This window comes from Streptomyces sp. NPDC102462 (genome assembly GCF_044765425.1).
Classification (GTDB): domain Bacteria; phylum Actinomycetota; class Actinomycetes; order Streptomycetales; family Streptomycetaceae; genus Streptomyces.
Genome location: NZ_JBIWKB010000086.1, coordinates 1 through 26,458 on the forward strand (window position 1 = coordinate 1; position 26,458 = coordinate 26,458).

Sequence of the window (26,458 nt, forward strand, 5' to 3'; positions counted from 1 at the left end):
GTGAAGGGTGAGGTGATCAAGACGGTGCCGGAGTCGAAGATCGTCGAGACCCTGATCGAGGAGGCGATGAAGATCGCCGAGCAGATGGAGTCCGAGGGCGTGGCCTCCGGCGAGCCGTCGGTGTCGGTCGCCGGCTGACGCCCGCCCCGAGCGCCCGGTCGCTCGCCGTGGCGCCGCCCCCCGTGGAGGTCCCGCCCATCTGGGAGCCCCTGCACGGCGTTCGGGGCGGCGGCTGCATGAACGGCGGCCCGCGGCCGGGCAGTTGGAAGCGGCGTACGGCTACGTCACCGTCACCCGCGCACAGGCCCGCACGACCCCGCACTTCCACGTCACCCATCCCGCTGTCGGCCACGGCCGCGAGCGAACCCACCGTGACCGACGGCGACTTCGCCATCCGCAGCGCCAACAGGGTTTTTCCTTCTGCCGAGTTACGCCCTCGGCGCCCCTCAGCGATACAGGGCGTGAGCTGCCCGCCCCGGGTGCCCGAGAGCACCCGAGGCATCCCCTGCACCGGCCTCCCGGACCGGCCGTGGGCCTCCTTCCTCGGGCTCACCGTCGTCCCGACCTGCCCCGCGCGGACCCCGCCCGCCCACGACCCGCACCCGCGCATCCGCAAGATCCAGGCCGGCCACGGCCGTCCCGTCACACGTGGCCGACCGACCGCCCCCACCGCACCGACCCCGTGGGGCGGCGCGGCACAAATTCGGCGGGTACAGTGCGGAGATCAGCAGAACCCCCAGGGTGAGGCCCCGCACGTGTTGACCCAGACCACCTCACGGGTGCTCGAACCGAGCGACCTGGACGCCGCGCTCGCCGTCCTCGACCGCGAGCCCGTCGCGAACGCCTTCGTGACGTCCAGGGTGCAGGTGGCGGGCCTCGACCCGTGGCGGCTCGGCGGGGAGATGTGGGGCTGGTACGAGGACGGCATGCTGACCTCGCTGTGCTACGCGGGCGCCAACCTGGTGCCGATCTGCGCCACCCCGAGGGCCGTGCGTGCCTTCGCCGACCGGGCCCGCCGGGCCGGCCGCCGCTGCTCCTCCATCGTCGGCCCCGCCGAATCCACCGCCCAGCTGTGGCGCCTGCTCGAACCGCACTGGGGCCCGGCCCGCGAGGTCCGCGCCCACCAACCGCTCATGGTCATTGACCGGCTGCCCGTCGACATCGCCCCGGACCCCTACGTCCGCCGCATCCGCAAGGACGAGATGGAGACGATCATGCCGGCGTGCGTGGCGATGTTCACCGAGGAGGTCGGCGTCTCCCCGCTGGCCGGCGACGGCGGACTGCTCTACCAGGCCCGGGTCGCCGAACTCGTCGGCTCCGGACGCTCCTTCGCCCGGCTCGACGAGAACGGCCGGGTCGTCTTCAAGGCGGAGATCGGCGCGGCGACCGACCGGGCCTGCCAGATCCAGGGCGTCTGGGTCGCCCCCGAGTACCGGGGGATGGGCCTGGCCGCCCCCGGCATGGCGGCGGTGCTGCGCTACGCGCTGGCGGACGTGGCCCCCGTGGCGAGCCTGTACGTCAACGACTTCAACACCCCGGCCAGACGCACCTACCTGCGGGTGGGCTTCCGTGAGGTCGGCGCGTTCATGAGCGTACTGTTCTGACCCGGCCTCTCCCAAGGGACCGAAGAGGCTGAGACCGCCGACCGACCGATCCGGCGGGGCCGCAGCGCCACGGGGTCGGCTGAGTTGGCCGATCTGGCGGAGGCTGGCAGGGCCACGGGGTCGGTTGAGCTGCCCGATTCGGCGGGGGCTGCCAGCACCACGGAGCCGCTTGAACCAGCCTCTTCCGAGGGCCGACTGAACCGGCCTCTTCCGAGGGCCGACGAGGCTGGGAGAGCCGGTTGAGTTGGCTGATCTGGTGGGGGCTGGCAGGGCTACGGAGTCGTTGAGCCGGCCGATCCGGCGGGGCCGGCAGTGCCGATGGCAGTTGAGCCGATCGATCCCGCAGGGGCCGTCAGCGGTCAAGAGCCAGTTGAGCCGGGCGATCCCAACAGGGGCCGGTAGGCCCCACGGAGCCGCCTGAGTCGATCGGTCCGATGAGGGCTGGCAGCGACCACAGAGCCCGCTGGGCACCGATCCGGCTGGGGTCGGCAGCGATCCCTGGAGCCAGTTGAGACCGCTGTGGCCTGTGAGGTTTCTGGGGCCGCTGCGCCCGGGGAGACGTTCGCGGGCCGCGCGGGGCCGCCTCTCGGCCACAAGGGGCGCCCGGGCCCCGCCGACCCCCGGAACACCCCTGTAGGCTCCGGGCCATGGACCTCGTGATCGGCCCCTTGGACCTCTCCACCCACGTCGACGAGGCCCTAGCCGTCCAGGCCGTCGCCTTCGGGCTCGGCGCCGACGAGATCGCCGTGCGCCGCCACATCGTCCTGCGCCACATGACCTACCCGGGCGCGCGGGCCTTCGGCGCCACCGTCGCGGGCCGCCTCGTCGGATTCGTGTACGGCATGCCCAACGACCGCACGCACTGGTGGTCCACCGTCGTGGAGCCGTACCTGCGGGCGCAGGGCCACGACCAGTGGCTCGACGACTCCTTCGTGATCACCGAGCTGCACGTCCACCCGCAGTACCAGAACCGGGGCATCGGCCGCGCCCTGATCACCACCATCACCGACCAGGCCGCCGAACCCCGGTCGATCCTCTCCGCGATCGACACCGACAGCCCGGCCCGCGGCCTGTACCACTCCCTCGGCTACGAGGACCTGGCCCGCCAGGTCCTGTTCCCCAGCGCGCCCAGACCGTACGCGGTCATGGGGGCGCCGCTGCCCCTGCGGCGCCGCCGGCCGGGAATGGATTTCCGGCCATGGCAGCCGCCCGGCTAACCTCCTAGCCATCACCCTTCCCCGGCAGGAGTACGAGAACGATGGCGAACGCACCGGTCCAGCGCATGTCCCAGTTGATGGCCAAGACGCTGCGCGACGACCCGGCGGACGCCGAGGTCCTCAGCCACAAGCTGCTCGTCCGCGCCGGCTATGTGCGCCGCACCGCCGCCGGCGTGTGGTCCTGGCTGCCGCTCGGCAAGCGGGTCCTCGCCAACGTGGAGCGCATCGTCCGCGAGGAGATGGACGCGATCGGCGCCCAGGAGGTGCTGCTGCCCGCGCTGCTGCCGCGCGAGCCGTACGAGGCGACCGGCCGCTGGGAGGAGTACGGCCCCGAGCTGTTCCGCCTCCAGGACCGCAAGGGCGGCGACTATCTGCTCGGCCCGACCCACGAGGAGATCTTCACCCTGCTGGTGAAGGACCAGGCGTCCTCCTACAAGGACCTGCCGGTCATCCTCTACCAGATCCAGAGCAAGTACCGCGACGAGGCCCGGCCGCGCGCGGGCATCCTGCGCGGCCGCGAGTTCCTGATGAAGGACTCGTACTCCTTCGACCTGTACGACGACGGCCTCGCGCGGTCCTACGCCCTGCACCGGCAGGCGTACCAGCGGATCTTTGACCGTCTCGGCCTCGACTACCGCATCTGCGCCGCCACCGCGGGCGCCATGGGCGGCTCCAAGTCCGAGGAGTTCCTGGCCCCGGCCGGGGCCGGCGAGGACACCTTCGCGGACTGCCCGAACTGCGACTTCGCGGCCAACACCGAGGCGATCGGCTACGAACTCAAGCCGGTGGACGGCTCCTTGGTGCCCGCGGCCGAGGAGATCCCCACCCCGGACACCCCGACCATCGAGACCCTGGCCGCCTCCCTCGGCGTCCCGGCGTCCGCCACCCTGAAGAACCTCCTGATCAAGGTCGACGGCGAGATCGTCGCCGTGGGCGTACCCGGCGACCGCGAGGTCGACATGGACAAGGTCGAGGCGCACTTCGCCCCGGCCGCCGTCGAGTTGGTCACCGCCGAGGACTTCACGGGCCGCCCCGACCTGGTCCGGGGCTATGTCGGCCCGCAGGGCCTGGAGAAGGTGACGTACCTCGCCGACCCGCGGGTGGCGCCGGGCACGGCGTGGATCACGGGCGCCAACAAGGAGCACGTGCACGCCAGGAACGTGGTCGCCGGCCGTGACTTCGAGGTGGACGAGTACGTGGACGTCGTCGTGGTGCAGGAGGGCGACCCGTGCCCGAACTGCGGCACCGGGCTCAAGCTGGACCGCGCCATCGAGATCGGCCACATCTTCCAGCTGGGCCGCAAGTACGCCGACGCCCTCAAGCTCGACGTCCTCGGCCAGAACGGCAAGCCGGTCCGGGTGACCATGGGCTCCTACGGCATCGGCGTCTCCCGTGCCGTCGCCGCCCTCGCCGAGCAGACCGCCGACGAGCAGGGCCTGTGCTGGCCTGCGGAGGTCGCCCCTGCGGACGTGCACGTGGTGGCCGCGGGCAAGGCCCTGCAGACCGAGGTGGCGCTCGACGTCTCCGAGAAGCTGGCCGCCGCGGGCCTCCGCGTCCTGGTCGACGACCGGGCCGGGGTCTCACCGGGCGTGAAGTTCACGGACTCCGAGCTGATGGGCGTGCCCCGCATCCTGGTGGTGGGCCGCCGCGCGGGCGAGGGCGTCCTGGAACTGAAGGACCGCAGGACCGGCCACCGCGAGGAGCTGACCGTCGCCGAGGCGATCACCCGCCTGACATCCCACTGACCCCTGCGGCGCCCCAGCGGAATCCTTCCGCCAAACGGGCGATGCCGACCGGGGCCCGGCACCCCGGCCTTCCGGCCCGGCGCCCTGGTCTTCCGGTCTTCCGGCCCGGTACCCCCGGTCTTCCGGCCCGGGGCCCTGGCGCCCCCGGGCCGGACACCCCAAGCACCCGGCCGAGGCGTCCGCAGGCTCGACCTGGCTGCCGCGGGGCCTTTCGCGACCGGATGCCCCGAGGGGCCTGTCCGGATCGGTATCGGGGGGCCTGGGGCTCCCGTCCGAGGCGTCCGCAGGCTCGACCCGGCTGCCGCGGGGCTTTCCGCGACCGGACGCCCTGAGGGGCCTGTCCGGATCGGTATCGGGGGGCCTGGGGCTCCCGTCCGTGGCGTCCGCAGGCTCCACCCGGCTGCCGCGTGGCCTTCCGCGACCGGACGCCCTGAGGGGTCCGTCCGGGCCGGCATCGGGGGACGAGGGGCTCCAGTCCGTGGCGTCCGCAGGCTCCACCCCGCTGCAGCGGGCCTTCCGCGGACGGACACCCCGAGGGGTCCGTCCGGATCGGTATCGGGGGGCCAGGGGCTCCCGGCCGAGTGGGGGTCGGGGATCTCCCGGGATGCGGTCGCCTCGGCAACCCGTCGGGAGGGTGCCCGTCCGGGCCGGCGCTGTGCGGTCGCTCTCGCGGGCTGTCGCGGGACCCCGCTGAGGAGCGTGGCTGAACCCGGTGGCCAGGGCCGGAACCCGGTCCGCCCTGGTCCGGGTCGGCCGGTCCTACAGCCAGGTCGCGAACTCCAGGAGGAGTTCGGTGTCCTTGGTGCGGCCCGCCCGGCGGGACCGCAGGGCGGATTCCACCGCGCGGAACAGGGTCCAGCCCCGCAGCCGGTCCTGGTCGACGTCCAGCGCCTCGGCGAGCCGCTTCACCCGGCGCCGGGTGGTGGCCGAGCCCGACGGAGAGGCGATCAGGTCCTCCACCCGGTCCCGTACCAGCCGGGCCAGGTCGAAGGCGCACTCGCCGACCACCGGGTCCGGCCCCACCGCGAGCCACGGCATCCGCTCCCCGGCGAGCACCTTGCTCTGCCGGAACGTGCCGTGCAGCAGCCGGTGCTCGGGCGGCGCCACGAGCAGGTCGTCGCGGGCCGTGAGCGCCGCGTCGACCAGCGGCAGCACCTCGGCGTCCGCCCCGGCCCGCATCGCCGCCGCCTGCCGCCCGGTACGCTCGGCCACCGTCTCGAACGGATGCCCGCCGGGCGGCTCGACCCACAGCCGCCGCAGCGTCCCGGCCGCCTCCAGCAACGCCCGCGCCTCCGGCAGCGAGCGCACCGACACATCCGGGTGCAGCCGCTCAAGCAGCAGCTCGCCCTCCGTCACGAACGGCTCCAGCAACTGGACGGCGCCCAGCCCGCCCCAGTGCGCGAGCGCCGCCCGCTCGCTCTCCGGCCGGGCCCGGCGCGGCGCCAGCTTCAGCACGGCCGGACACCCGTCCGCGCGGCGCACCAGCAGCACCAGGCTGCTGCGCCCGCCGGGCACCTGCACCCGCTCCACGGTCAACTCGCGCAGTGCGACGGCCTGCCGGGCCGCCTCGGGCAGCTGCTCCAGCCAGTCGTCACCGTCCGGTGCCGTCTCACCGAGCGCGCGCACCAGGCGGCGCGGCGGTTCGAAAGACATGCGCGAGTCGTTCCCTTCCTGCTGTACGGGGCTACGGCGTCCGCGTCGCCGGAGCCCTACCACTGCCGGTCGTCCCGCCGGCCCGTTCGGCGAGACCAGGGAAGGCTACGCTCTCCCCGCGCCAGCGCACCGCGCGCACCGCGGCTTCCCGCAGCGCCGCCGCGGCCGAGCCGCGCTGCCGGCCCGAGACCGCCCGCACCAGGTCGGAGTAGACACCGGCGACCCGCTCCTCCAACTCGGCGGCGAGCCGCAGCGCGGTGGCCGAGTCCGGCACCGGGAACGGCAGCGCGTAGGCGGCACTCGCCGCGACCGGCTCACCGCCCCGGTCACGCACCTCGCGCGCCAGCGCGTCCCGCCGCGCCCGGTGCGCGTCCCACGCCGCCCGCGCCTCGGCCCGGCGCCCCGCGGCGATCCGCCCGCCGACCACGCCGTACCCGTACACGGCCGCGTGCTCGGCGGCCAGCGCCGCCTGCAGTGCCGTCAGCCCGCCGTCCTGCGCCTCGCTCACCCGGCGTCCTCCTTCCGCGCTGCCCGGCGCGCCGGGCGCTCCCGCTCGGTCGTTGCGCTCATCTGCCGTCGCCCGCCAGCTGATACGCGTGCGCCGCCCCGGCCGCCGCCGCCGACGCCAGCAGCCGGGCCAGCTCGCCCGGCACCTCCAGCAGCGCCTCGGCGCGCCGGTCGGCCAGCTCGCGTTCGGCGAGGGCGAGCCCCGCCAGTGCCTCGGTGGCCCGTGCCGGGACCGCCGCGGCGGCGGACCCGGACGAGGAGACGGACGGCGACGGCGATGTGTCCACCGCCCCTTCCCTCCCTTCCTCCCCTTCCGTGAACGCCGCCGCGTGCGCCGCGACCTCGGCCCGCAGCGGCCGCAACCGCCGTGCCAGCGCCGGATGCGCGGCGAGCACGGCGTCGTACCGCGCCGCGAGTTCCCGGCTGTCCCGGGCGGCACGCGCGCGTGTCCGGTCGGCGGCCGACGGACCGCCGGCGGTGCCGGAGTCCCCGTCGCCGCCGGAGCAGCCCACGAGGAGCACCGTTCCGGCGGCCGAGGCGAGCAGGGTTCTTCTCCGCGGCCCCGACAGGGCGCGCGAGGGCGGGGAGAGGGGCACGGCAGACGTCCTCGGGGAACTCGTACGACGAGAAGGGGGGCACGCTCGCGATCACCGTACCCGCGTGCCTTCCCGGCGCCGGTCACCGGCACCGCTCGTGCGCAGGTGGACGGCAACACCCCCCACGACCGGATACCCTTTGACCAGACACGCGACCCATCCCACAACAGCACACGCGGCCGAGGAGTCACCCGGATGAGCACCACCCAGAGCGAGAGGCTGCGAGAACTGCTGGAACCGCTCGTCACCTCGCAGGGCCTCGATCTCGAAGAGATCGCCGTGGACTCCGTAGGACGCAAGCGGGTGCTGCGTGTTGTCGTCGACTCAGACACCGGTGCGGATCTGGACCGGATCGCCGATGTGAGCCGCGCGCTCTCGGCGAAGCTCGACGAGACGGACGCGATGGGCGCGGGCGCGTACGACCTGGAGGTGGGCACCCCGGGAGCGGAGCGCGCCCTGACCGAACACCGCCACTATGTGCGTGCCACGGACCGTCTGGTGAAGTTCCAGCTGCACGAGGGCGGCGAACTGGTGGCCCGGATCCTCGCGGTGGACGAGGAGGGCCTTGACCTTGAGGTGCCCGGTGTCAAGGGCCGCAGGCCGACCGCGCGCAGACTCGCCTTCCCGGACATCGCCAAGGCGCGCGTGCAGGTCGAGTTCAGCCGCAAGGACAGCGAGCAGTCCGTCACGAACGACAAGAAGGAAGAGGAGGCGTAGCCGTGGACATCGACATGAGCGCCCTGCGGGGCTTGGTCCGGGAGAAGGAGATCTCCTTCGACCTGCTGGTCGAGGCGATCGAGTCGGCCCTCCTCATCGCCTACCACCGCACCGAGGGAAGCCGCCGACACGCGCGCGTGGAGCTCAACCGGGAGACCGGGCATGTGACCGTGTGGGCGAAGGAGGACCCCGAGGATCTCGAAGAGGGCCAGGAGGCCCGCGAGTTCGACGACACCCCGTCCGGGTTCGGCCGCATCGCCGCCACCACCGCCAAGCAGGTCATCCTGCAACGGCTGCGGGACGCGGAGGACGACGCGACGCTCGGCGAGTACGCGGGCCGCGAGGGCGACATCGTCACCGGCGTGGTGCAGCAGGGCCGCGACCCGAAGAACGTGCTCGTCGACATCGGCAAGCTGGAGGCCATCCTGCCGGTGCAGGAGCAGGTCCCCGGCGAGACCTACCCGCACGGCACGCGGCTGCGCTCGTACGTCGTCCGGGTGGCCAAGGGCGTCCGCGGGCCGTCGGTCACCCTCTCGCGCACCCACCCCAATCTGGTGAAGAAGCTCTTCGCGCTGGAGGTGCCGGAGATCGCCGACGGGTCCGTGGAGATCGCCGCGATCGCCCGTGAGGCAGGTCACCGCACCAAGATCGCCGTCCGCTCCACCCGTCCGGGTCTGAACGCCAAGGGCGCCTGCATCGGCCCCATGGGCGGCCGGGTGCGCAATGTGATGGGCGAGCTGAACGGCGAGAAGATCGACATCGTGGACTGGTCGGACGACCCGGCGGAGATGGTGGCGAACGCGCTGTCGCCCGCCCGGGTCTCCAAGGTGGACGTCGTGGACATGGCCGCCCGGTCCGCCCGGGTGACCGTGCCCGACTACCAGCTGTCCCTGGCGATCGGCAAAGAGGGACAGAACGCCCGGCTCGCGGCCCGGCTCACGGGCTGGCGCATCGACATCCGTCCGGACACCGAGCAGTCACCGGAGTGAGCTCACCCGGACGGGGGGAATAGATCCAAGCCGCAGGTCGCTTGGAACACGACAACAACCGTTCGATCTTTGCCCCGTAGGGGTGAGGTCGGTGCGGGGAGGTAGACTTAGCAGTGTCTGGCCGGACGCGAGCCCGCGCATGCCCTGAGCGCACCTGTGTGGGGTGCAGGCAGCGAGCGGCCAAGATCGGACTGTTGCGCATCGTGGCGGTCGAGGACGCCTGCGTCCCCGATCCTCGCGGTACGCTGCCCGGCCGGGGTGCTTATGTGCACCCCGTCCCGGTCTGTCTCGATCAGGCGGTACGCCGCCGGGCGTTTCCGCGGGCGCTCCGCGTCCCGGGACCGCTCGACGTAATGGCGTTGCGCCGGTACGTCGAGCAGACACACAGTTGCTGAGGCAACACGGCAAGGAAAGACGTGCCGTACGGAACTCCGTGCGGCCTGGTACCTCGCGAGTCGAAAGCAGGTCGAGATTGCGATGAGCACTCGATGAGTACGCGATGAGTACGCCCATGAACTAGCGACGGTCCGGCCGCAACCCGGACCTCAAAGGAGCGAAGTGGCTAAGGTCCGGGTCTACGAACTCGCCAAGGAGTTCGGTGTGGAGAGCAAGGTCGTCATGGCCAAGCTCCAGGAACTCGGTGAATTCGTCCGTTCGGCGTCCTCGACGATCGAGGCGCCCGTAGTACGCAAGCTGACCGACGCCTTCCAGGGCGGTGGCAACGGCAGGTCCGCCGCCAAGTCCGCCCCGCGCAAGGCCACCCCCAAGCCCGCCGCGCCGAGCCCGGCGCAGGCTGGGGGCAACTCCCATGCCGCCAGGGCAGTGGGGGAGCGTCCGGCCGCACCGAAGCCGGCCGCCCCCAGGCCGCCCGCGGCCCAGCAGCCCGCGGCTCAGCAGCCCGCGGTCCAACAGCCGCCGGCCCAGCAGCCGTCGGCCCCGTCGGCCCCCGGACCGCGCCCGGGCCCGAAGCCCGCGCCCCGTCCGGCCCCCGCGGCGCCCACCACGCCGGAGTTCACCGCTCCGCCGTCGGCCCCGGCTCCGGCCCCGGCCGCCCAGGGTCCGCGTCCCGGTGCCCGTCCCGGCGCCCCCAAGCCCGGTGCTCGTCCGGGCGGCCAGGGCCAGGGTCAGGGCCGTCCGGGCCAGGGTGCCCCGCGTTCCGGCGGTCAAGGGCGTCCCGGCGCCCGTCCGGCCGGTCCGCGACCGGGCAACAACCCCTTCACCTCCGGTGGCTCCACCGGCATGGCGCGTCCGCAGGCGCCCCGTCCGCAGGGCGCGCGTCCGGGTGGCCCCGGCGGCCCCGGCGGCGGCCCCCGTCCGCAGGCGCCCGGCGCCCAGGGCGGCGGTCCGCGTCCGCAGGGTCCCGGTGGTCACTCCGGTTCCTCGGGCCGGCCCAGCCCGGCCGGTATGCCCCGCCCGCAGGGCGGTCCGCGTCCCGGCGGCGGTCCCGGCGGTCCGCGTCCGAACCCCGGCATGATGCCGCAGCGTCCCGCTGCCGGTCCGCGTCCGGGCCCCGGCGGCGGTCGCGGCCCGGCAGGTGCCGGCCGTCCCGGTGGCGGCGGCGGTCGTCCCGGCGGTGGCGGCGGCTTCGCCGGTCGTCCCGGCGGTGGCGGCGGCGGTCGTCCCGGCGGCGGTGGCGGCTTCGCCGGCCGTCCCGGTGGTGGCGGTGGTGGCTTCGGCGGCGCCGGTGGCGGCGGTGGCCGTCCCGGCTTCGGCGGCCGTCCCGGCGGCCCCGGTGGCCGTGGCGGCACGCAGGGCGCCTTCGGTCGTCCCGGCGGTCCCGCGCGCCGTGGCCGCAAGTCGAAGCGGCAGCGGCGCCAGGAGTACGAGGCCATGCAGGCCCCGAGCGTCGGCGGCGTGATGCTGCCGCGCGGCAACGGCGAGAGCATCCGTCTCTCCCGCGGCGCGTCGCTCACCGACTTCGCGGAGAAGATCAACGCCAACCCGGCGTCGCTCGTCGCGGTCATGATGAACCTGGGCGAGATGGTCACCGCGACGCAGTCCGTCTCCGACGAGACCCTGCAGCTCCTCGCCGGCGAGATGAACTACACGGTTCAGATCGTCAGCCCCGAGGAGGAGGACCGCGAGCTCCTGGAGTCCTTCGACATCGAGTTCGGTGAGGACGAGGGCTCCGAGGAGGACCTGGTGGTCCGCCCGCCGGTGGTCACCGTCATGGGTCACGTCGACCACGGAAAGACCCGGCTCCTCGACGCCATCCGCAAGACGAACGTCATCGCGGGCGAGGCCGGCGGCATCACCCAGCACATCGGTGCCTACCAGGTCGCGACCGAGGTCAACGGCGAAGAGCGGGCGATCACCTTCATCGACACCCCGGGTCACGAGGCGTTCACCGCCATGCGTGCCCGCGGCGCCAAGTCGACGGACATCGCGATCCTCGTGGTCGCGGCCAACGACGGTGTGATGCCGCAGACGGTCGAGGCCCTGAACCACGCCAAGGCGGCCGACGTGCCGATCGTGGTCGCGGTCAACAAGATCGACGTCGAGGGCGCGGACCCGACCAAGGTGCGCGGTCAGCTGACCGAGTACGGCCTGGTGGCCGAGGAGTACGGCGGCGAAACGATGTTCGTCGACATCTCCGCCAAGCAGGGTCTGCACATCGACAGCCTGCTGGAGGCGGTCGTGCTGACCGCCGACGCCGCCCTGGACCTGCGGGCCAACCCGAACCAGGACGCGCAGGGCATCTCGATCGAGTCCCGGCTCGACCGCGGCCGTGGTGCCGTGTCGACGGTCCTCGTCCAGCGAGGCACGCTCCGCGTGGGCGACACGATGGTCGTGGGCGACGCCTACGGCCGTGTCCGGGCCATGCTCGACGACAACGGCAACAACGTCGCCGAGGCCGGCCCGTCCACGCCGGTCCAGGTCCTGGGTCTGACCAACGTCCCGGGCGCAGGCGACAACTTCCTCGTGGTCGACGAGGACCGTACGGCCCGCCAGATCGCGGAGAAGCGCGCCGCTCGCGAGCGCAACGCGGCCTTCGCGAAGCGCACGCGCCGCGTGTCCCTGGAGGACCTGGACAAGGTGCTGAAGGCCGGCGAGGTCCAGCAGCTGAACCTGATCATCAAGGGTGACGCTTCCGGATCCGTCGAGGCACTGGAGTCCTCGCTGCTCCAGCTGGACGTCGGCGAAGAGGTCGACATCCGCGTCCTGCACCGCGGCGTCGGTGCGGTCACGGAGTCCGACATCGACCTGGCGATGGGCTCCGACGCCATCGTGATCGGCTTCAACGTGCGCGCGGCAGGCCGTGCGCAGCAGATGGCCGAGCGCGAGGGCGTGGACGTCCGGTACTACTCGGTCATTTACCAGGCGATCGAGGAGATCGAGGCGGCCCTCAAGGGCATGCTCAAGCCGGAGTTCGAAGAGGTCGAGCTGGGCACGGCGGAGATCCGCGAGGTCTTCAAGTCGTCCAAGCTGGGCAACATCGCCGGTGTGCTCATCCGCTCGGGCGAGGTCAAGCGCAACACCAAGGCGCGCCTGCTCCGCGACGGCAAGGTCGTCGCGGAGAACCTCACCATCGACGGCCTGCGTCGCTTCAAGGACGACGTCACCGAGATCCGCGAAGGGTTCGAGGGCGGTATCAACCTCGGCAACTTCAACGACATCAAGGTCGACGACGTCATCGCGACGTACGAGATGCGGGAGAAGCCGCGGGCGTAGGCCCCGGCCGGGCTTGACACCGGCCGGCGGGACACACAGTTCCGCCGGCCGGTACCCTTTCCCACCCACCCGCCCGACTCGGCGGGTCGGGCGGTCCCGCTGCGGGGTGGGTGCGCCGTGGCCCATGGGGTCCGGGGCGGAGCCCCGTGGGGTGACGGCTCGGCCCACCGAAGCGGGCGGGCGGGTGGGCAAAAGGACCCGGGGGTCTGGGGGCGGAGCCCCCGGGCGGAACCGCGAAAACCCCGTCGAGCTGCCGGCAGGCACGCGGTACCGTTCTTGATGTCCCTCCCGATCCCGAGGGCAGGGCCATTCGATCCCGTACCGGCGGGTCATCCGGGGACACATGTACGTGGGGACGCTGTCCTTCGACCTCCTCCTCGGCGACGTACGGTCGCTGAAGGAGAAGCGCTCCGTCGTCCGCCCGATCGTCGCCGAACTGCAGCGCAAGTACGCGGTGAGCGCGGCCGAGGTGGATCATCTGGACCTCCATCGCCGGGCCCTGATCGGCCTCGCGCTGGTCTCCGGCGACGCGGGGCACCTGAGCGACGTACTCGACCGGTGCGAACGGCTGGTCGCCGGCCGCCCCGAAGTGGAGCTGCTGTCGGTACGGCGGCGCTTCCACGGCGACGACGACTGACCACAGAACGCAGAAGAAGAAAGAACGGGAGACGGACCAGTGGCCGACAACGCGCGGGCGAAAAGGCTGGCGGACCTCATCCGGGAGGTGGTGGCCCAGAAGCTGCAGCGCGGGATCAAGGACCCGCGGCTCGGCTCGCACGTCACCATCACGGACACCAGGGTCACCGGAGACCTGCGGGAGGCGACCGTCTTCTACACGGTGTACGGCGACGACGAGGAGCGGCAGGCCGCCGCGGCCGGACTGGAGAGCGCCAAGGGCATCCTGCGCTCCGAGGTCGGCCGGGCCGCCGGCGTGAAGTTCACGCCGACGCTCACCTTCGTCGCGGACGCCCTGCCGGACACCGCCCGGAACATCGAGAACCTCCTCGACCGGGCGCGCGCCTCCGACGCGAAGGTGCGCGAGGCGTCAGCGGGCGCGGCGTACGCCGGTGAGGCGGACCCGTACCGCAAGCCCGAAGCGGACGACGAGACGGACGTCGCCGGCGAATGACCAGCAAGCACACCACGCCCGACGGCCTCGTCATCGTCGACAAGCCGTCGGGCTTCACTTCGCACGACGTGGTCGCCAAGATGCGCGGGATCGCGCGGACGCGCCGCGTCGGGCACGCGGGCACCCTCGATCCGATGGCGACCGGCGTACTCGTCCTCGGCGTGGAGAAGGCGACGAAGCTCCTCGGGCACCTCGCCCTGACGGAGAAGGAGTACCTGGGCACCATCCGGCTCGGTCAGACGACGCTCACCGACGACGCCGAGGGCGAGATCACCGCCGCGACCGACGCCTCCAAGGTCTCCCGCGACGCCGTCGACGCCGGCGTCGCCAAGCTGACCGGCGACATCATGCAGGTGCCGTCCAAGGTCAGCGCCATCAAGATCGACGGGGTGCGCTCGTACAAACGGGCCCGCGAGGGCGAGGACTTCGAGATCCCCGCCCGGCCGGTCACCATCTCCTCCTTCACGGTGTACGACGTCCGGGACGCCGTCGCCGAGGACGGCACCCCGGTGCTCGACCTGGTGGTCTCGGTCGTCTGCTCCTCCGGCACCTACATCCGTGCCCTCGCCCGCGACCTGGGCGCCGATGTGGGCGTGGGCGGTCACCTCACCGCGCTGCGCCGAACCCGCGTCGGACCGTACCGGCTGGAGTCGGCGCGGACCCTGGACCAGCTCCAGCAGGAGCTGACCGTGATGCCGATCGCGCAGGCCGCCGCGGCCGCCTTCCCGCGCTGGGACGTGGATGCCAGACGGGCCCGGCTGCTCCTCAACGGCGTACGGCTGGAGATGCCCGAGGTGTACGCGGGCCGCGGCCCCGTCGGGGTGTTCGACCCCGAGGGCCGCTTCCTCGCGCTCGTCGAGGAGCACAAGGGCAAGGCGAAGAGCCTGGCCGTCTTCGGCTGACGGCTTCGTCCGGCCCGTGGAGCGGCGGGGCACGGGGTGCTCCTGCCGCCGCTCCACGGTTCCCCCTCGGTTCCCCCACCCCTAGGGTTATCCAGCCGTCCCCGCCCATTCACCCGGCCGGGCAGGCGCTCGGAGTGAACCGGGGGAGCACAAGGGGGCGCTTTCGCCGGGAGCCCCGCCCTGACGAGTCTCCGGCGCCGATCCACAACCTGGCCGGCCGGCCCGAGCGCGCGTCGGAGGCTCGGCGTCGGCCGGCGTGCGCGTCCCCGCGTGCCACGGGTTCCGTACGATCGGTGGTCCGGGCGGTCCCCGGATACGCGGTGCCCGCGTGCGCCCGGTCACAACCCGATGCCGATGCGGGGCGGGGGCACCCGGCATGGCACCCTTAGACCTGCGTAAGCGGTCAGGTAGAAACGGACACGGGTTCGAGGAGCGGTCACAGTGCAGCGCTGGCGTGGCTTGGAGGACATCCCCCAGGACTGGGGGCGCAGCGTCGTCACCATCGGCTCCTACGACGGAGTCCACCGCGGCCACCAGCTCATCATCAAGCACACCGTGGACCGCGCCCGCCAGCTGGGCGTCCCCTCCGTCGTGGTGACCTTCGACCCGCACCCCAGCGAGGTCGTCCGCCCGGGCAGCCACCCCCCGCTGCTCGCCCCGCACCACCGCAGGGCCGAGCTGATGGCCGAGCTGGGCGTGGACGCGGTGCTGATCCTGCCGTTCACCACCGAGTTCTCGAAGCTGTCGCCCGCCGAGTTCGTCGTGAAGGTCCTGGTCGACAAGTTGCACGCCAGGGCGGTCGTCGAGGGCCCGAACTTCCGCTTCGGGCACCGGGCGGCCGGCAACGTCCACTTCCTGACCGAACAGGGCGAGATCTACGACTTCGAGGTCGAGGTCGTCGACCTGTTCGTGACCGGCGCGGCGGGCGACGGCGAGCCGTTCTCCTCGACCCTCACCCGGCGTCTGGTCGCCGAGGGCGACGTCGCGGGCGCCCGGGAGATCCTGGGCCGCCCGCACCGCGTGGAGGGCGTGGTCGTCCGCGGCGCCCAGCGCGGTCGCGAACTGGGCTTCCCCACCGCCAACGTCGAGACGCTTCCGCACACCGCGATCCCGGCCGACGGCGTGTACGCCGGTTATCTGCACGCCCAGGGCGAGGTCATGCCGGCCGCGATCTCCGTCGGCACCAACCCGCAGTTCGACGGCACCGAACGCACGGTGGAGGCGTACGCCATCGACCGCGTGGGTCTCGACCTGTACGGGCTGCACGTCGCCGTGGACTTCCTGGCGTATGTGCGCGGGCAGGCCAGGTTCGACTCGCTGGAGGCCCTGCTGGAGCAGATGGCCGACGACGTGAAGCGCTGCCGGGAGCTGATCGCGGCGGACGACGCGTAGCCCCCGCCCCTGCAACGCCGAAGGGCGGCCGGTGCCTCACCGCACCGGCCGCCCTTCGCCTTGCCGTACCGCCGTCCTACCCCTGGGGCGGCGCCTGCGGCGGCTGGCCCTGCGGCGGCTGGCCGGGCTGCGGATACGGCTGCTGCCCCGGCTGCTGCGCCTGCTGCGGATACGGCGGCGGGGCCGCGGGCTGCGCATAGGGCGCGCCCTGCTGCGGGTACGGCTGCTGCCCCGGGACCTGCTGGTACGGGACCTGCTGATATGGCTGCCCCGGTGCCGGCTGCCCCGGTGCCGGCTGCCCGGGCAGCGGCTGGCCCGGCAGCGGCGGCGCGGCCACCGGCGGCGGGTTGCCGTCGCTGGTCCACAGCCCCTGCGCCTGCTGGTGCCGGGTGAAGTCCTCGGCGACCATGGCGGCCAGGTTGAAGTACGCCTCGCGCACCTTCGGGCGCATCATGTCGAGGTCGACCTCGGCACCGGCCGCCAGGTGCTCGTCGAAGGGCACCACGACCACACCGCGGCACCTGGTCTCGAAGTGCGCCACGATGTCCTCGACCTTGATCATCTTCCCGGTCTCGCGCACCCCGGAGATCACGGTGATGGACCGCGCGACCAGGTCGGCGTACCCGTGCGCGGACAGCCAGTCCAGCGTGGTGCTGGCGCTGCTCGCGCCGTCCACGGACGGCGTCGAGATGATGATGAGCTGGTCGGCGAGGTCGAGCACCCCGCGCATCGCGCTGTACAGCAGACCGGTGCCCGAGTCGGTGAGGATGACCGGGTACTGTCGGCCGAGCACGTCGATCGCGCGCCGGTAGTCCTCGTCGTTGAAGGTCGTGGACACGGCCGGGTCGACGTCGTTGGCGATGATCTCCAGGCCGGACGGCGCCTGTGAGGTGAAGCGCCGGATGTCCATGTACGAGTTGAGGTACGGGATCGCCTGGACGAGGTCGCGGATGGTCGCCCCGGTCTCGCGGCGCACCCGGCGGCCGAGCGTGCCGGCGTCCGGGTTGGCGTCGATGGCGAGGATCTTGTCCTGCCGTTCGCTGGCGAGCGTGGCGCCGAGCGCGGTCGTCGTGGTGGTCTTGCCCACGCCGCCCTTGAGGCTGATCACCGCGATCCGGTAGCAGGACAGCACCGGAGTGCGGATCAGCTGCAACTTCCGCTGCCGCTCCGCCTCTTCCTTCTTCCCGCCGATCCTGAAACGGGAGGACTGTGCGGTCGGCCGGCCGCTCTTCGCCTTCTGCTTCTTGTTGTTGAGCAGCCGGTCGGAGGACAGCTCGACGGCGGCGGTGTAACCGAGCGGCGCGGCACCGGGGTTGGTCGGCTGCCGCTGGTCGTGCTGGAGCGGCTGCGGCCAGGCGGCGCCCGCCCGGGGGTCGACGGGCTGCTGCGGGGGCATGGCCTGCTGAGCCTGGCCGGGGGGCTGCGGCTGCCCCGACGGTGCGGGCTGCTGTGGGAAGCCGTAACCGCCGGGCTGGGCCGGCGGGTTGGGAGCGACCGGCGGCTGCGGGAAGCCGTAACCGGCGGGCTGTCCGGCGGGCGGCTGGTCGCCCGCCGGCTGCGCGGTCCCCGGCTGCGCGGCGGGCGCGGGCGCGTTGGGTGCCGGGGCGACGGGTGGCTGCGGGGCGGGGGCTCCGGGCTGCGGGAAGCCGTAGCCCGCGGGCGCGCCGGGAGCCGGGGCGGGGGCCGCGCCCGGCTGCGGGGCGGCGGGGTTCGGGAAGCCGTAGCCGCCCTGGGGTGCGGGCGGTGCGGGCTGGGGAGCCTGTGGCTGCACGGCCGGCGGCTGCGGCGTCCCGCCCGCCGGACCCTCGGCGCCGGCTGCCTGCGGGTCGGGCACGGCAGGCGCCTGCTGGGGTGCCTGACCGGGGGCGGACTGCTGCGACCCCGACTGCACGGGCCACTGCGCGGCGGGCGCGGGCGCGGCGGGCTGGTACGAGGGCGGCAACGGCGGCACCGCACCCTGCGGCCCCGGCACGGGCGGCCAGACGGGCGGAGGGCTCTGCGGCACGGGGGGTGCGGGAGGCCCGGCGTCCGGCGGTACGGGCGCGGCAGGCGGTGCGGTGGGTACGGCGCCCTGGGGTGCGGGCGGCACGGGGGGTGCGGGAGGCCCGGCGTCCTGCGGTGCGGGCGGTGCGGCGGGTGCCGGAGGCACGGCGTCCTGCGGTGCGGGCGGTGCGGTGGGTACGGCGTCCTGCGGTGCCGGAGGCGCGATCGGGAAGGCGTCCTGGGGCGCTGGCGGAGGCGCCGGTACCGCGTCCTGCGGTGCCGCGTCCTCGGCCGACGCGGTTTCCGGTGCCGCGTCGGCGTCCACGGCCCCATCGGCGTCGAGGGCCTGCCCGACATCCGTGGACCCGGCGCCGACGGCGTCGGCATCCGCGTACGCATCGGTATCGGCCGGGGCTTCCGCAGCCACGTCCGTGTCCGCGCCGGCATCCGTGTCCGCCGCCGAGGCGCGCGCAAGGTGCGAGTCCTCCTCCGAGGTTCCGGTCTCGGCCTCGTCCTCCGTGCCGGCAGCCGAGGCAAGCTTGGGCTCCGCGGCCACGGAGTCGTCGCGGTCCTCGCTCGAGTCGTCGTGCTCCTCGCCCGGGTCCTCGGCGTCGGCGTCCGGATTCCCGGCCGTACCTTCGGCCGCCTCACCCTCGACGGCCTGCGCCTCCGACGCCGCCGGCTCCTCCTCACCGGCACCCGACGTGGGCGCAACGCCCTCGTCAGCCGCGGAGTTCACGCCGTCGCCCGCACTCGTACGCCCCGCGCCCCCGGCGAGTTCCGCGAGTTCCGCGAGGTCGCGCTTCAACGCGACCGAGGAGAACCGCATCGTGGCGCCGCTCTCCAAGTCGCCGTTGTCCGGCTGCTCTTCGTCCGCGTCGGCCGGGGCAGGGGCCGGGGGAGCCGTGGGCGGGGACGCCGTCCACGGCTGGACCGCGCCGACCGGAAGGCCAGGCACGGCCGCCGGCGACGCGGGACCGGTCTCCGGCTGTGGCTGCGGCTGCTGCGGCTCGAACCCGCTGCCCACCGGCAGCTTCGGCACCGCGACGGGGCTTCCGGTGGGCGGCGGGGGCGGAGCGAACGGCGCCCCCGGCCCGGCCGCGGGCGCAGGCGCGGGCGGAGTGAACGGCGCGCCGGGCGCCGGAGCCGGCGGCGTGAAGGGCGCCCCGGGCGCGGGCGCCGGGGGCGTGAAGGGGGCCCCGGGCGCGGGAGAAGCGGGGCCCGACGCCCCGACGGCCTGTGCGTGCGGCGGAGGAGTCAGACCGGGAATCGGCGCACCGGGCGGGAACGGCGAGCCCTGCCTCGGGAACGAGGAAGGGGACGTACCGGGCCCGGACGGCCCGCCCGCCTGCTCCGATGAACCACCGGACGCCTCCGACGAACCGGGCGACCCGGAGGATCCCGACGAGCCCGATGACCCGGACCCGGATGACCCCGAGGGCCCGGAAGACCCGGACGCCCCCGTCGCGCCCGCCGCGTTCTGCGTGTACCAGGCGGGCGGCGCGTAGTCGATGGTGAATTCGCCGGTCGTCTCGATGGCCGACTCCGCGTCGGGCTGGTCATCGCCGGGTGTGGCCCAGCCCCCGCGGATCCCGTCCCGATCGCTGCTCACAGTTCCTCCCGCTTGGTCGAGCACCCTCGTGCCGTGCCGGGGCGACCATCTCGTGTCGTTCTCAGTCGTCCGTTGTCGTTCGAGGTAGTCCGATCCACCGGCTCTCCCCCTGGGGCGCCGACGTCCCGTCCATGGGTACCGGCCTCACGCCCGCTCCCAGCCTAGTCACCGAGCCCCCCGCCCCGGCAGGCCCGTCCACCCCCGGGCGTGCGCCCACTCCGTCACACCCTGCCCTGAAGTGCCGTACACAGTCCGCGTATTGGTGAACATTCCGCAAGACAAGTATGAACAAGGGGGATGGAACGGGACAGGAGTCGATCAGTGCCGGGCCCGAACCGGTGTGCTCCGCACAAGAATTGACCGGCGTAGTGGGGGCAGGTCACGTAGCGCCGGCCTCAAGCGCTGAGCCACGCGCGCGTAGGGGAAGGCGAACGGGCACCTTCCCCTACGCGTGCGTGCCGCTCAACCGGGCGGGCACGTTCCCGTACGCGCGTGTGCCGCTCGCCTTGGCCGCGCTCCGCTCACTCCGCGGCGGGTGCCCCGTCCTGCGGCGCGGGCTCCAGATCGAACTCGCCGTCCCGCGCGCCGAGCACGAACGCCCGCCACTCCGCCTCCGTGTACCGCAGCACGGTGTCCTGATCGAGGGACGACCGCATGGCCACCGCCCCGCCGGGCAGGTACGCGATCTCGACCCGCTCCTCGTGCTCCTCCGTGCCCGGCGCGCTGTGCCACTCGACGTCCGAGATGTCGAGCGCGTACAGCTCGTCGCGCTCCCTCTCCTTGCGCGCCTTGATCTCCTCCGCCGTCTCCGCCATGCCGCAGCGACCCCTTCCCGCACGTATACCGTTGATCCGGGCGCTCACCCTAGTGGCCGCCGCGGTCGCCGAGGAGTGCTTCGCCGGCCGGGGCAAAGGCGCACGCGCCCGCCTGGTACTCTGGGTGACGGCCGTATGTGCGCGCACCCCCGGAACCCCTCACGGGCCCTGACGGACGCGCGCGACGGATCCCCGCCTCCGAGTTGTGGAAGCTTCCCCGAGACGAAGACCGGGGGCGCTCGGCGGCCATTCACAGACCAAGAGGAGTACGCGTGTCGCTCGACGCCGCCACGAAGAAGCAGATCATCTCCGAGTTCGGTGCCAAGGAGGGCGACACGGGCTCCCCCGAGGTCCAGGTCGCTCTGCTGTCCCGCCGGATCTCCGACCTGACGGAGCACCTGAAGACCCACAAGCACGACCACCACTCCCGTCGCGGTCTGCTGATCCTCGTCGGTCAGCGCCGCCGCCTGCTGCAGTACCTGGCGAAGAAGGACATCCAGCGCTTCCGCGCCCTGGTCGACCGCCTCGGCATCCGCCGCGGTGCGGCGGGCGCCAAGTAAGACGCCGCGAAGGGAGCGGTTCCCGGAACGATCGGGGGCCGCTCCCTTTGCTGTACGTACGGAAACGTGCGGAGTGTCACTCACGCTTTGTAGTGTGGTAGCACAACGCAATACATACGACACAGCACGACAATGAACGAGGAGGAGCGCACCTCGCCGCCGCCGGTCCTCGGTAGTGGCCCCCGGGGGAGCCCCGGGTGCTTCGATCGAAGACCGGCCCGCACCAGACGGAGCGCTTCTCCGCGACCGTCCCCCTGCCACACGGGCAGCCGCGGGGACGAAGACGACAAGTAACGGAGAAAACGCTAGTGGAGAACGAGACCCACTACGCCGAGGCCGTCATCGACAACGGCGCCTTCGGCACCCGTACCATCCGCTTCGAGACGGGCCGCCTGGCCAAGCAGGCCGCCGGTTCCGCCGTGGCGTACCTGGACGACGACACCATGGTGCTGTCGGCCACCACCGCCTCCAAGAACCCCAAGGACCAGCTCGACTTCTTCCCGCTGACGGTGGACGTCGAGGAGCGGATGTACGCGGCCGGGAAGATCCCCGGCAGCTTCTTCCGCCGTGAGGGCCGCCCCTCCGAGGACGCGATCCTCACCTGCCGGCTCATCGACCGCCCGCTGCGCCCGTCCTTCAAGAAGGGCCTGCGCAACGAGATCCAGGTCGTCTGCACGGTCATGGCGCTCAACCCCGACCACCTGTACGACGTCGTCGCGATCAACGCCGCGTCCGCGTCCACGCAGCTGGCCGGCCTGCCCTTCTCCGGCCCGATCGGCGGCGTCCGCGTCGCGCTGATCCGCGGCCAGTGGGTGGCGTTCCCGACCCACACCGAGCTGGCGGACGCCGTCTTCGACATGGTCGTCGCCGGTCGCGCCCTGGAGGACGGCGACGTCGCGATCATGATGGTCGAGGCCGAGGCCACCGAGGAGACCATCAAGCTGGTCGCCGGCGGCTCCGAGGCGCCGACCGAGGAGGTCGTCGCCGCCGGCCTGGAGGCCGCGAAGCCGTTCATCAAGGTCCTGTGCAAGGCCCAGGCCGACCTCGCCGCCAAGGCCGCCAAGCCGGTCGGCGAGTTCCCCATCTTCCTGGACTACCAGGACGACGTCCTGGAGGCCCTGACCGGCGCCGTCCGGCCCGAGCTGGCCCAGGCGCTCACCATCGCCGGCAAGCAGGAGCGCGAGGCGGAGCTGGACCGCGTCAAGCAGCTCGCCGCCGAGAAGCTGCTGCCGGAGTTCGAGGGCCGCGAGAAGGAGATCTCCGCCGCGTACCGCTCGCTGACCAAGAGCCTGGTCCGGGAGCGCGTCATCAAGGAGAAGAAGCGCATCGACGGCCGTGGCGTGACGGACATCCGGACGCTCGCCGCCGAGGTCGAGGCCATCCCGCGGGTGCACGGCTCCGCGCTGTTCGAGCGTGGCGAGACCCAGATCCTGGGCGTCACCACCCTCAACATGCTCCGCATGGAGCAGCAGCTGGACACCCTCTCCCCGGTGACCCGCAAGCGCTACATGCACAACTACAACTTCCCGCCGTACTCCACCGGCGAGACCGGCCGCGTCGGCTCCCCGAAGCGCCGCGAGATCGGCCACGGCGCCCTCGCCGAGCGCGCCCTGGTCCCGGTCCTGCCGACCCGCGAGGAGTTCCCCTACGCGATCCGCCAGGTGTCCGAGGCACTGGGCTCCAACGGCTCGACGTCCATGGGCTCCGTCTGCGCCTCCACCATGTCGCTGCTGAACGCCGGTGTGCCGCTGAAGGCCCCGGTCGCCGGCATCGCCATGGGCCTGATCTCCCAGGAGATCGACGGCGAGACGCACTACGTCACCCTCACCGACATCCTCGGTGCGGAGGACGCCTTCGGTGACATGGACTTCAAGGTCGCCGGCACGAAGGACTTCGTGACCGCCCTCCAGCTCGACACCAAGCTGGACGGCATCCCGGCCTCCGTCCTGGCCGCGGCCCTCAAGCAGGCCCGCGACGCCCGCCTGCACATCCTCGACGTGATGATGGAGGCCATCGACCGCCCCGACGAGATGTCCCCGCACGCCCCGCGGATCATCACCGTCAAGATCCCGGTCGACAAGATCGGCGAGGTCATCGGCCCCAAGGGCAAGATGATCAACCAGATCCAGGAGGACACGGGCGCCGAGATCACTATCGAGGACGACGGCACGATCTACATCGGTGCCGCCGACGGCCCGTCCGCCGAGGCCGCCCGCACCACGATCAACGGCATCGCCAACCCGACGATGCCCGAGGTCGGCGAGCGCTACCTCGGTACGGTCGTGAAGACGACCACCTTCGGTGCGTTCGTCTCCCTGCTGCCCGGCAAGGACGGTCTGCTGCACATCTCGCAGATCCGCAAGCTGGCCGGCGGCAAGCGCGTGGAGAACGTCGACGACGTGCTCGGCGTGGGCCAGAGGGTCCAGGTCGAGATCGCCGAGATCGACTCCCGTGGCAAGCTCTCCCTCATCCCGGTGATCGAGGGCGAGGACAGCGCCTCCGACGGCGGTGCCGCCGCGGGCTCGGACAAGAAGGACGACGCCGACAAGTGACGTCGCGTAACGCCATGGCGACGGCCCGCACCTCCACGGAGGCGCGGGCCGTCGCCCGTACCCAAACCCTCATCAAGGGCACCAACGGCATCGGCACGGTCCGCAAGACCACCCTCCCGGGCGGCCTGCGCATCGTCACCGAGACCCTGCCCTCGGTGCGCTCCGCCACCTTCGGCATCTGGGCGCACGTCGGCTCCCGCGACGAGACGCCGTCCCTCAACGGCGCCACGCACTACCTGGAGCACCTGCTCTTCAAGGGCACCGACCGCAGATCCGCGCTGGACATCTCCGCCGCGATCGACGCGGTCGGCGGCGAGATGAACGCGTTCACGGCGAAGGAGTACACGTGCTACTACGCGCGCGTGCTCGACACCGATCTGCCGCTCGCCATCGACGTCGTCTGCGACATGCTGACGGGCTCGCTGATCCTCGAGGAGGACGTCAACGTCGAGCGCGGCGCCATCCTCGAAGAGATCGCCATGACCGAGGACGACCCCGGTGACTGCGTGCACGACCTGTTCGCGCACACCATGTTCGGCGACAGCGCCCTCGGCCGGCCCGTCCTCGGCACGGTCGACACGGTCAACGCCCTCTCCGCCGACCGCATCCGCCGCTTCTACAAGAAGCACTACGACCCGACGCACCTGGTCGTGGCGGCCGCGGGCAACATCGACCACAACAAGGTCGTACGGCAGGTCAGGGCCGCCTTCGAGAAGGCCGGCGCCCTCGGCAGCCCGGACGCGGTGCCCGTCGCCCCGCGCGACGGCCGCCGCACGATCCGCACCGCCGGCCGCGTCGAACTGCTCGGCCGCAAGACCGAGCAGGCGCACGTGGTACTCGGCCTGCCGGGTCTGGCCCGCACCGACGACCGCCGCTGGGCCCTGGGCGTGCTGAACACGGCGCTGGGCGGCGGGATGTCCTCCCGGCTGTTCCAGGAGGTCCGCGAGAAGCGCGGCCTGGCCTACAGCGTGTACTCGTACACCTCCGGGTTCGCCGACTGCGGCCTGTTCGGCGTGTACGCGGGCTGCCGCCCGAGCCAGGTGCACGACGTGCTGAAGATCTGCCGCGACGAACTGGACCACGTCGCCGAGCACGGGCTGTCCGACGACGAGATCGCCCGCGCCATGGGGCAGCTCCAGGGCTCGACGGTGCTCGGCCTTGAGGACACCGGCGCGCTGATGAACCGTATCGGCAAGAGCGAGCTGTGCTGGGGCGAGCAGATGTCCGTGGACGACATGCTGACCCGGATCGCGCAGGTCACCCCGGACGAGGTCCGCGCGGTCGCCCGTGACGTCCTCGGCCGGCGGCCCTCGCTGTCGGTCATCGGCCCGCTCAAGGACAAACAGGCCGCACGGCTGCACGAAGCCGTCGCCTAGAGCACCCGGCCACCACACCTCGGGTACCATCACCTCCGGTTAGGAAGCAAGAACATGAGCAAGCTGCGCGTGGCGGTCCTCGGTGCCAGGGGCCGGATCGGTGCCGAGGCGGTACGGGCCGTCGAGGCCGCCGAGGACATGGAACTGGTGGCCGCACTCGGCCGGGGCGACAGGCTGGAGACGCTGGCGGAGACCGGCGCCCAGGTCGCGGTCGAACTGACCACCCCCGCCTCGGTGATGGGCAACCTCGACTTCTGCGTGCGGCACGGCATCCACGCCGTCGTCGGCACCACCGGCTGGACCGAGGAGCGCCTTGCGCAGCTGCGCGGCTGGCTCGCCCAGTCACCGGAGACGGGCGTGCTCATCGCCCCGAACTTCTCCATCGGCGCCGTCCTGACCATGAAGTTCGCGCAGATCGCCGCGCCCTACTTCGAGTCGGTCGAGGTCATCGAACTGCACCACCCGAACAAGGTGGACGCCCCGTCCGGGACCGCCACGCGCACCGCCCAGCTCATCGCCGAGGCGCGCCACCGGGCCGGCTCGGCACCGGCGCCGGACGCGACCGTCAGCGCCCTGGACGGCGCGCGTGGCGCGAGCGTGGACGGCGTCCCCGTCCATGCCGTACGGCTGCGCGGGCTGCTCGCCCACCAGGAGGTACTGCTCGGCGGCGAGGGCGAGACCCTCACCATCCGCCATGACTCCCTGCACCACAGCAGCTTCATGCCGGGCATCCTGCTCGGCGCCCGCCGCGTGGTGTCGGCTCCCGGCCTGACGTTCGGCCTGGAGCACTTCCTGGACCTGGGCTGATCCGAGGACCCCTGCTCCCATGCGCGCGAAGATCTCCTACGCCGTCACGGCCGCCCTGCTGGTCTTCTACTTCGTCCTGGTCGGCAGCCGCGGCGTCATGCTCATCCAGTCCGGCACCCTGCTCACCGTCACCTTCGGGATCGCGGTGCTGATCCTGCCGGTGATCGGGGTGTGGTTCCTGTGGAAGAACACCCAGTTCGTCCGCCGGGCCAACCAGCTCGCCGCCGAACTCGACGCCGAGGGCGGACTGCCCGTCGACGAGTTGAAGCGCACCGCCGCGGGCCGCATCGACCGGGACTCGGCCGACGAGGTCTTCGCCCGGCGCAAGGCGGAGACGGAGGCGGCCCCCGACGACTGGCGCAGCTGGTTCCGCCTCGCCGTCGCCTACCATGACGCCCGCGACACCCCGCGCGCCCGCAAGGCGATGCAGCGGGCCATCGCCCTGCACCAGTCATCGGCGCGCTGAGCCCGCGCACGTCATCGGCGTGCTGGGTTCGCGCGCGTCGTGGGTGTGCTGTGGTTCGCGCATGTCGTTGGCGTGCTGGGTTCGCGCGCGTCGTGGGTGTGCTGTGGTTCGCGCATGTCGTTGGCGTGCTGGGTTCGCGCGCGTCGTGGGTGTGCTGTGGTTCG

Annotated in this window: 22 protein-coding genes and 2 pseudogenes; 18 read left to right on the forward strand and 6 right to left on the reverse strand. The window is 72.7% G+C overall.

Annotated features, from left to right (window positions below; translation table 11 throughout):
- The 4 genes and pseudogenes from ACIRFL_RS40195 to ACIRFL_RS40210 form a co-directional block, all read left to right on the forward strand.
- Window positions 1–138, forward strand: a pseudogene (locus ACIRFL_RS40195) (4-hydroxy-3-methylbut-2-en-1-yl diphosphate synthase); the annotation flags it as partial.
- A gap of 617 nt (window positions 139–755) precedes the next feature.
- Window positions 756–1,604 (forward strand): GNAT family N-acetyltransferase, encoded by an 849-nt coding sequence (locus tag ACIRFL_RS40200; protein ID WP_404039555.1) that lies wholly within the window; start codon window positions 756–758, stop codon window positions 1,602–1,604.
- A 647-nt stretch (window positions 1,605–2,251) separates the two neighbouring features.
- A complete protein-coding gene (locus ACIRFL_RS40205; protein WP_404039558.1) occupies window positions 2,252–2,821 on the forward strand; it encodes a GNAT family N-acetyltransferase in 570 nt (189 codons plus the stop codon).
- Window positions 2,822–2,862: 41 nt separating this feature from the next.
- The gene (locus tag ACIRFL_RS40210; protein ID WP_404039561.1) at window positions 2,863–4,566 is read left to right on the forward strand and encodes a proline--tRNA ligase; all 1,704 of its coding nucleotides are present in this window, start codon (window positions 2,863–2,865) and stop codon (window positions 4,564–4,566) included.
- A 759-nt stretch (window positions 4,567–5,325) separates the two neighbouring features.
- On the opposite strand, the gene ACIRFL_RS40215 is transcribed toward ACIRFL_RS40210, so the two are convergent.
- Genes ACIRFL_RS40215 through ACIRFL_RS40225 form a run of 3 tightly spaced genes read right to left on the reverse strand, consistent with a single transcriptional unit; the run spans window position 5,326 to window position 7,322 of the window.
- Window positions 5,326–6,219 carry an aminoglycoside phosphotransferase family protein gene (locus ACIRFL_RS40215; RefSeq protein ID WP_404039564.1) on the reverse strand — a complete coding sequence of 298 codons (894 nt, stop codon included), beginning with the start codon at window positions 6,217–6,219 and terminating at the stop codon, window positions 5,326–5,328.
- Window positions 6,220–6,250: 31 nt separating this feature from the next.
- The gene (locus ACIRFL_RS40220; protein WP_404039567.1) at window positions 6,251–6,727 is read right to left on the reverse strand and encodes a ferritin-like domain-containing protein; all 477 of its coding nucleotides are present in this window, start codon (window positions 6,725–6,727) and stop codon (window positions 6,251–6,253) included.
- Between the two features lie 58 nt (window positions 6,728–6,785).
- Window positions 6,786–7,322 (reverse strand): hypothetical protein, encoded by a 537-nt coding sequence (locus ACIRFL_RS40225; RefSeq protein WP_404039570.1) that lies wholly within the window; start codon window positions 7,320–7,322, stop codon window positions 6,786–6,788.
- Between the two features lie 195 nt (window positions 7,323–7,517).
- On the opposite strand from ACIRFL_RS40225, the gene rimP reads away from it, so the two are divergent.
- The 8 genes from rimP (at window position 7,518) to ACIRFL_RS40265 (ending at window position 16,123) form a co-directional block, all read left to right on the forward strand.
- Window positions 7,518–8,039: a ribosome maturation factor RimP gene (rimP, locus tag ACIRFL_RS40230; RefSeq protein ID WP_404039573.1), complete on the forward strand. Its 522-nt coding sequence runs from the start codon at window positions 7,518–7,520 to the stop codon at window positions 8,037–8,039.
- A 2-nt stretch (window positions 8,040–8,041) separates the two neighbouring features.
- Window positions 8,042–9,028, forward strand: a complete 987-nt coding sequence (nusA, locus tag ACIRFL_RS40235; protein WP_404039576.1) for a transcription termination factor NusA — start codon at window positions 8,042–8,044, stop codon at window positions 9,026–9,028.
- A 113-nt stretch (window positions 9,029–9,141) separates the two neighbouring features.
- Window positions 9,142–9,423: a YlxR family protein gene (locus ACIRFL_RS40240; protein WP_404039579.1), complete on the forward strand. Its 282-nt coding sequence runs from the start codon at window positions 9,142–9,144 to the stop codon at window positions 9,421–9,423.
- A gap of 163 nt (window positions 9,424–9,586) precedes the next feature.
- The gene (gene infB / locus ACIRFL_RS40245; RefSeq protein WP_404039582.1) at window positions 9,587–12,700 is read left to right on the forward strand and encodes a translation initiation factor IF-2; all 3,114 of its coding nucleotides are present in this window, start codon (window positions 9,587–9,589) and stop codon (window positions 12,698–12,700) included.
- A gap of 343 nt (window positions 12,701–13,043) precedes the next feature.
- Complete coding sequence (locus ACIRFL_RS40250; protein ID WP_404039585.1) at window positions 13,044–13,337, forward strand: DUF503 domain-containing protein; 294 nt, start codon at window positions 13,044–13,046, stop codon at window positions 13,335–13,337.
- Between the two features lie 39 nt (window positions 13,338–13,376).
- Complete coding sequence (gene rbfA / locus ACIRFL_RS40255) at window positions 13,377–13,829, forward strand: 30S ribosome-binding factor RbfA (RefSeq protein ID WP_404039588.1); 453 nt, start codon at window positions 13,377–13,379, stop codon at window positions 13,827–13,829.
- On the forward strand, window positions 13,826–14,731 hold the full coding sequence (gene truB, locus ACIRFL_RS40260; protein ID WP_404039591.1) for a tRNA pseudouridine(55) synthase TruB: 906 nt from the start codon (window positions 13,826–13,828) through the stop codon (window positions 14,729–14,731). Before rbfA ends, truB begins: the two co-directional genes overlap by 4 nt.
- Before the next feature lie 441 nt (window positions 14,732–15,172).
- The gene (locus ACIRFL_RS40265) at window positions 15,173–16,123 is read left to right on the forward strand and encodes a bifunctional riboflavin kinase/FAD synthetase (RefSeq protein WP_404039594.1); all 951 of its coding nucleotides are present in this window, start codon (window positions 15,173–15,175) and stop codon (window positions 16,121–16,123) included.
- Between the two features lie 76 nt (window positions 16,124–16,199).
- Here ACIRFL_RS40265 and ACIRFL_RS40270 read toward each other — a convergent pair whose 3' ends face one another.
- A complete protein-coding gene (locus ACIRFL_RS40270) occupies window positions 16,200–18,953 on the reverse strand; it encodes a MinD/ParA family protein (RefSeq protein WP_404039630.1) in 2,754 nt (917 codons plus the stop codon).
- Between ACIRFL_RS40270 and ACIRFL_RS40275 the strand changes: the two genes are divergently transcribed.
- On the forward strand, window positions 18,937–19,614 hold the full coding sequence (locus ACIRFL_RS40275; RefSeq protein ID WP_404039633.1) for a hypothetical protein: 678 nt from the start codon (window positions 18,937–18,939) through the stop codon (window positions 19,612–19,614). The two genes, ACIRFL_RS40270 and ACIRFL_RS40275, sit on opposite strands and share 17 nt — an antisense overlap.
- Before the next feature lie 23 nt (window positions 19,615–19,637).
- Here ACIRFL_RS40275 and ACIRFL_RS40280 read toward each other — a convergent pair.
- Both ACIRFL_RS40280 and ACIRFL_RS40285 read right to left on the reverse strand, forming a co-directional pair.
- A pseudogene (locus tag ACIRFL_RS40280) lies at window positions 19,638–19,742 on the reverse strand (hypothetical protein); the annotation flags it as partial.
- 497 nt (window positions 19,743–20,239) lie between these two features.
- Window positions 20,240–20,533, reverse strand: a complete 294-nt coding sequence (locus ACIRFL_RS40285) for a DUF397 domain-containing protein (RefSeq protein ID WP_404039597.1) — start codon at window positions 20,531–20,533, stop codon at window positions 20,240–20,242.
- A 272-nt stretch (window positions 20,534–20,805) separates the two neighbouring features.
- Between ACIRFL_RS40285 and rpsO the strand changes: the two genes are divergently transcribed.
- From rpsO to ACIRFL_RS40310, 5 genes are all read left to right on the forward strand, one after another.
- Complete coding sequence (gene rpsO, locus ACIRFL_RS40290; RefSeq protein WP_164586814.1) at window positions 20,806–21,093, forward strand: 30S ribosomal protein S15; 288 nt, start codon at window positions 20,806–20,808, stop codon at window positions 21,091–21,093.
- 308 nt (window positions 21,094–21,401) lie between these two features.
- A complete protein-coding gene (locus tag ACIRFL_RS40295; RefSeq protein ID WP_404039601.1) occupies window positions 21,402–23,645 on the forward strand; it encodes a polyribonucleotide nucleotidyltransferase in 2,244 nt (747 codons plus the stop codon).
- A complete protein-coding gene (locus tag ACIRFL_RS40300) occupies window positions 23,642–25,021 on the forward strand; it encodes a M16 family metallopeptidase (RefSeq protein ID WP_404039604.1) in 1,380 nt (459 codons plus the stop codon). The genes ACIRFL_RS40295 and ACIRFL_RS40300 overlap by 4 nt, the downstream gene beginning before the upstream one ends.
- Window positions 25,022–25,075: 54 nt before the next feature.
- Window positions 25,076–25,828, forward strand: coding sequence for a 4-hydroxy-tetrahydrodipicolinate reductase (dapB, locus tag ACIRFL_RS40305; RefSeq protein ID WP_404039606.1), 753 nt, complete (start codon window positions 25,076–25,078; stop codon window positions 25,826–25,828).
- A gap of 19 nt (window positions 25,829–25,847) precedes the next feature.
- Window positions 25,848–26,294, forward strand: a complete 447-nt coding sequence (locus ACIRFL_RS40310; protein ID WP_404039609.1) for a hypothetical protein — start codon at window positions 25,848–25,850, stop codon at window positions 26,292–26,294.
- Window positions 26,295–26,458 lie beyond the last annotated feature (164 nt).

Excerpts from the sequence above, each read along its gene's own strand:
- ACIRFL_RS40205 (WP_404039558.1), top strand. The coding sequence starts at position 2,252 with ATGGACCTCGTGATCGGCCCCTTGGACCTCTCCACCCACGTCGACGAG.
- ACIRFL_RS40210 (WP_404039561.1), top strand. The coding sequence starts at position 2,863 with ATGGCGAACGCACCGGTCCAGCGCATGTCCCAGTTGATGGCCAAGACG.
- ACIRFL_RS40215 (WP_404039564.1), bottom strand. The coding sequence starts at position 6,219 with ATGTCTTTCGAACCGCCGCGCCGCCTGGTGCGCGCGCTCGGTGAGACG.
- rimP (WP_404039573.1), top strand. The coding sequence starts at position 7,518 with ATGAGCACCACCCAGAGCGAGAGGCTGCGAGAACTGCTGGAACCGCTC.
- ACIRFL_RS40250 (WP_404039585.1), top strand. The coding sequence starts at position 13,044 with ATGTACGTGGGGACGCTGTCCTTCGACCTCCTCCTCGGCGACGTACGG.
- truB (WP_404039591.1), top strand. The coding sequence starts at position 13,826 with ATGACCAGCAAGCACACCACGCCCGACGGCCTCGTCATCGTCGACAAG.
- ACIRFL_RS40285 (WP_404039597.1), bottom strand. The coding sequence starts at position 20,533 with ATGGCGGAGACGGCGGAGGAGATCAAGGCGCGCAAGGAGAGGGAGCGC.
- dapB (WP_404039606.1), top strand. The coding sequence starts at position 25,076 with ATGAGCAAGCTGCGCGTGGCGGTCCTCGGTGCCAGGGGCCGGATCGGT.
- ACIRFL_RS40310 (WP_404039609.1), top strand. The coding sequence starts at position 25,848 with ATGCGCGCGAAGATCTCCTACGCCGTCACGGCCGCCCTGCTGGTCTTC.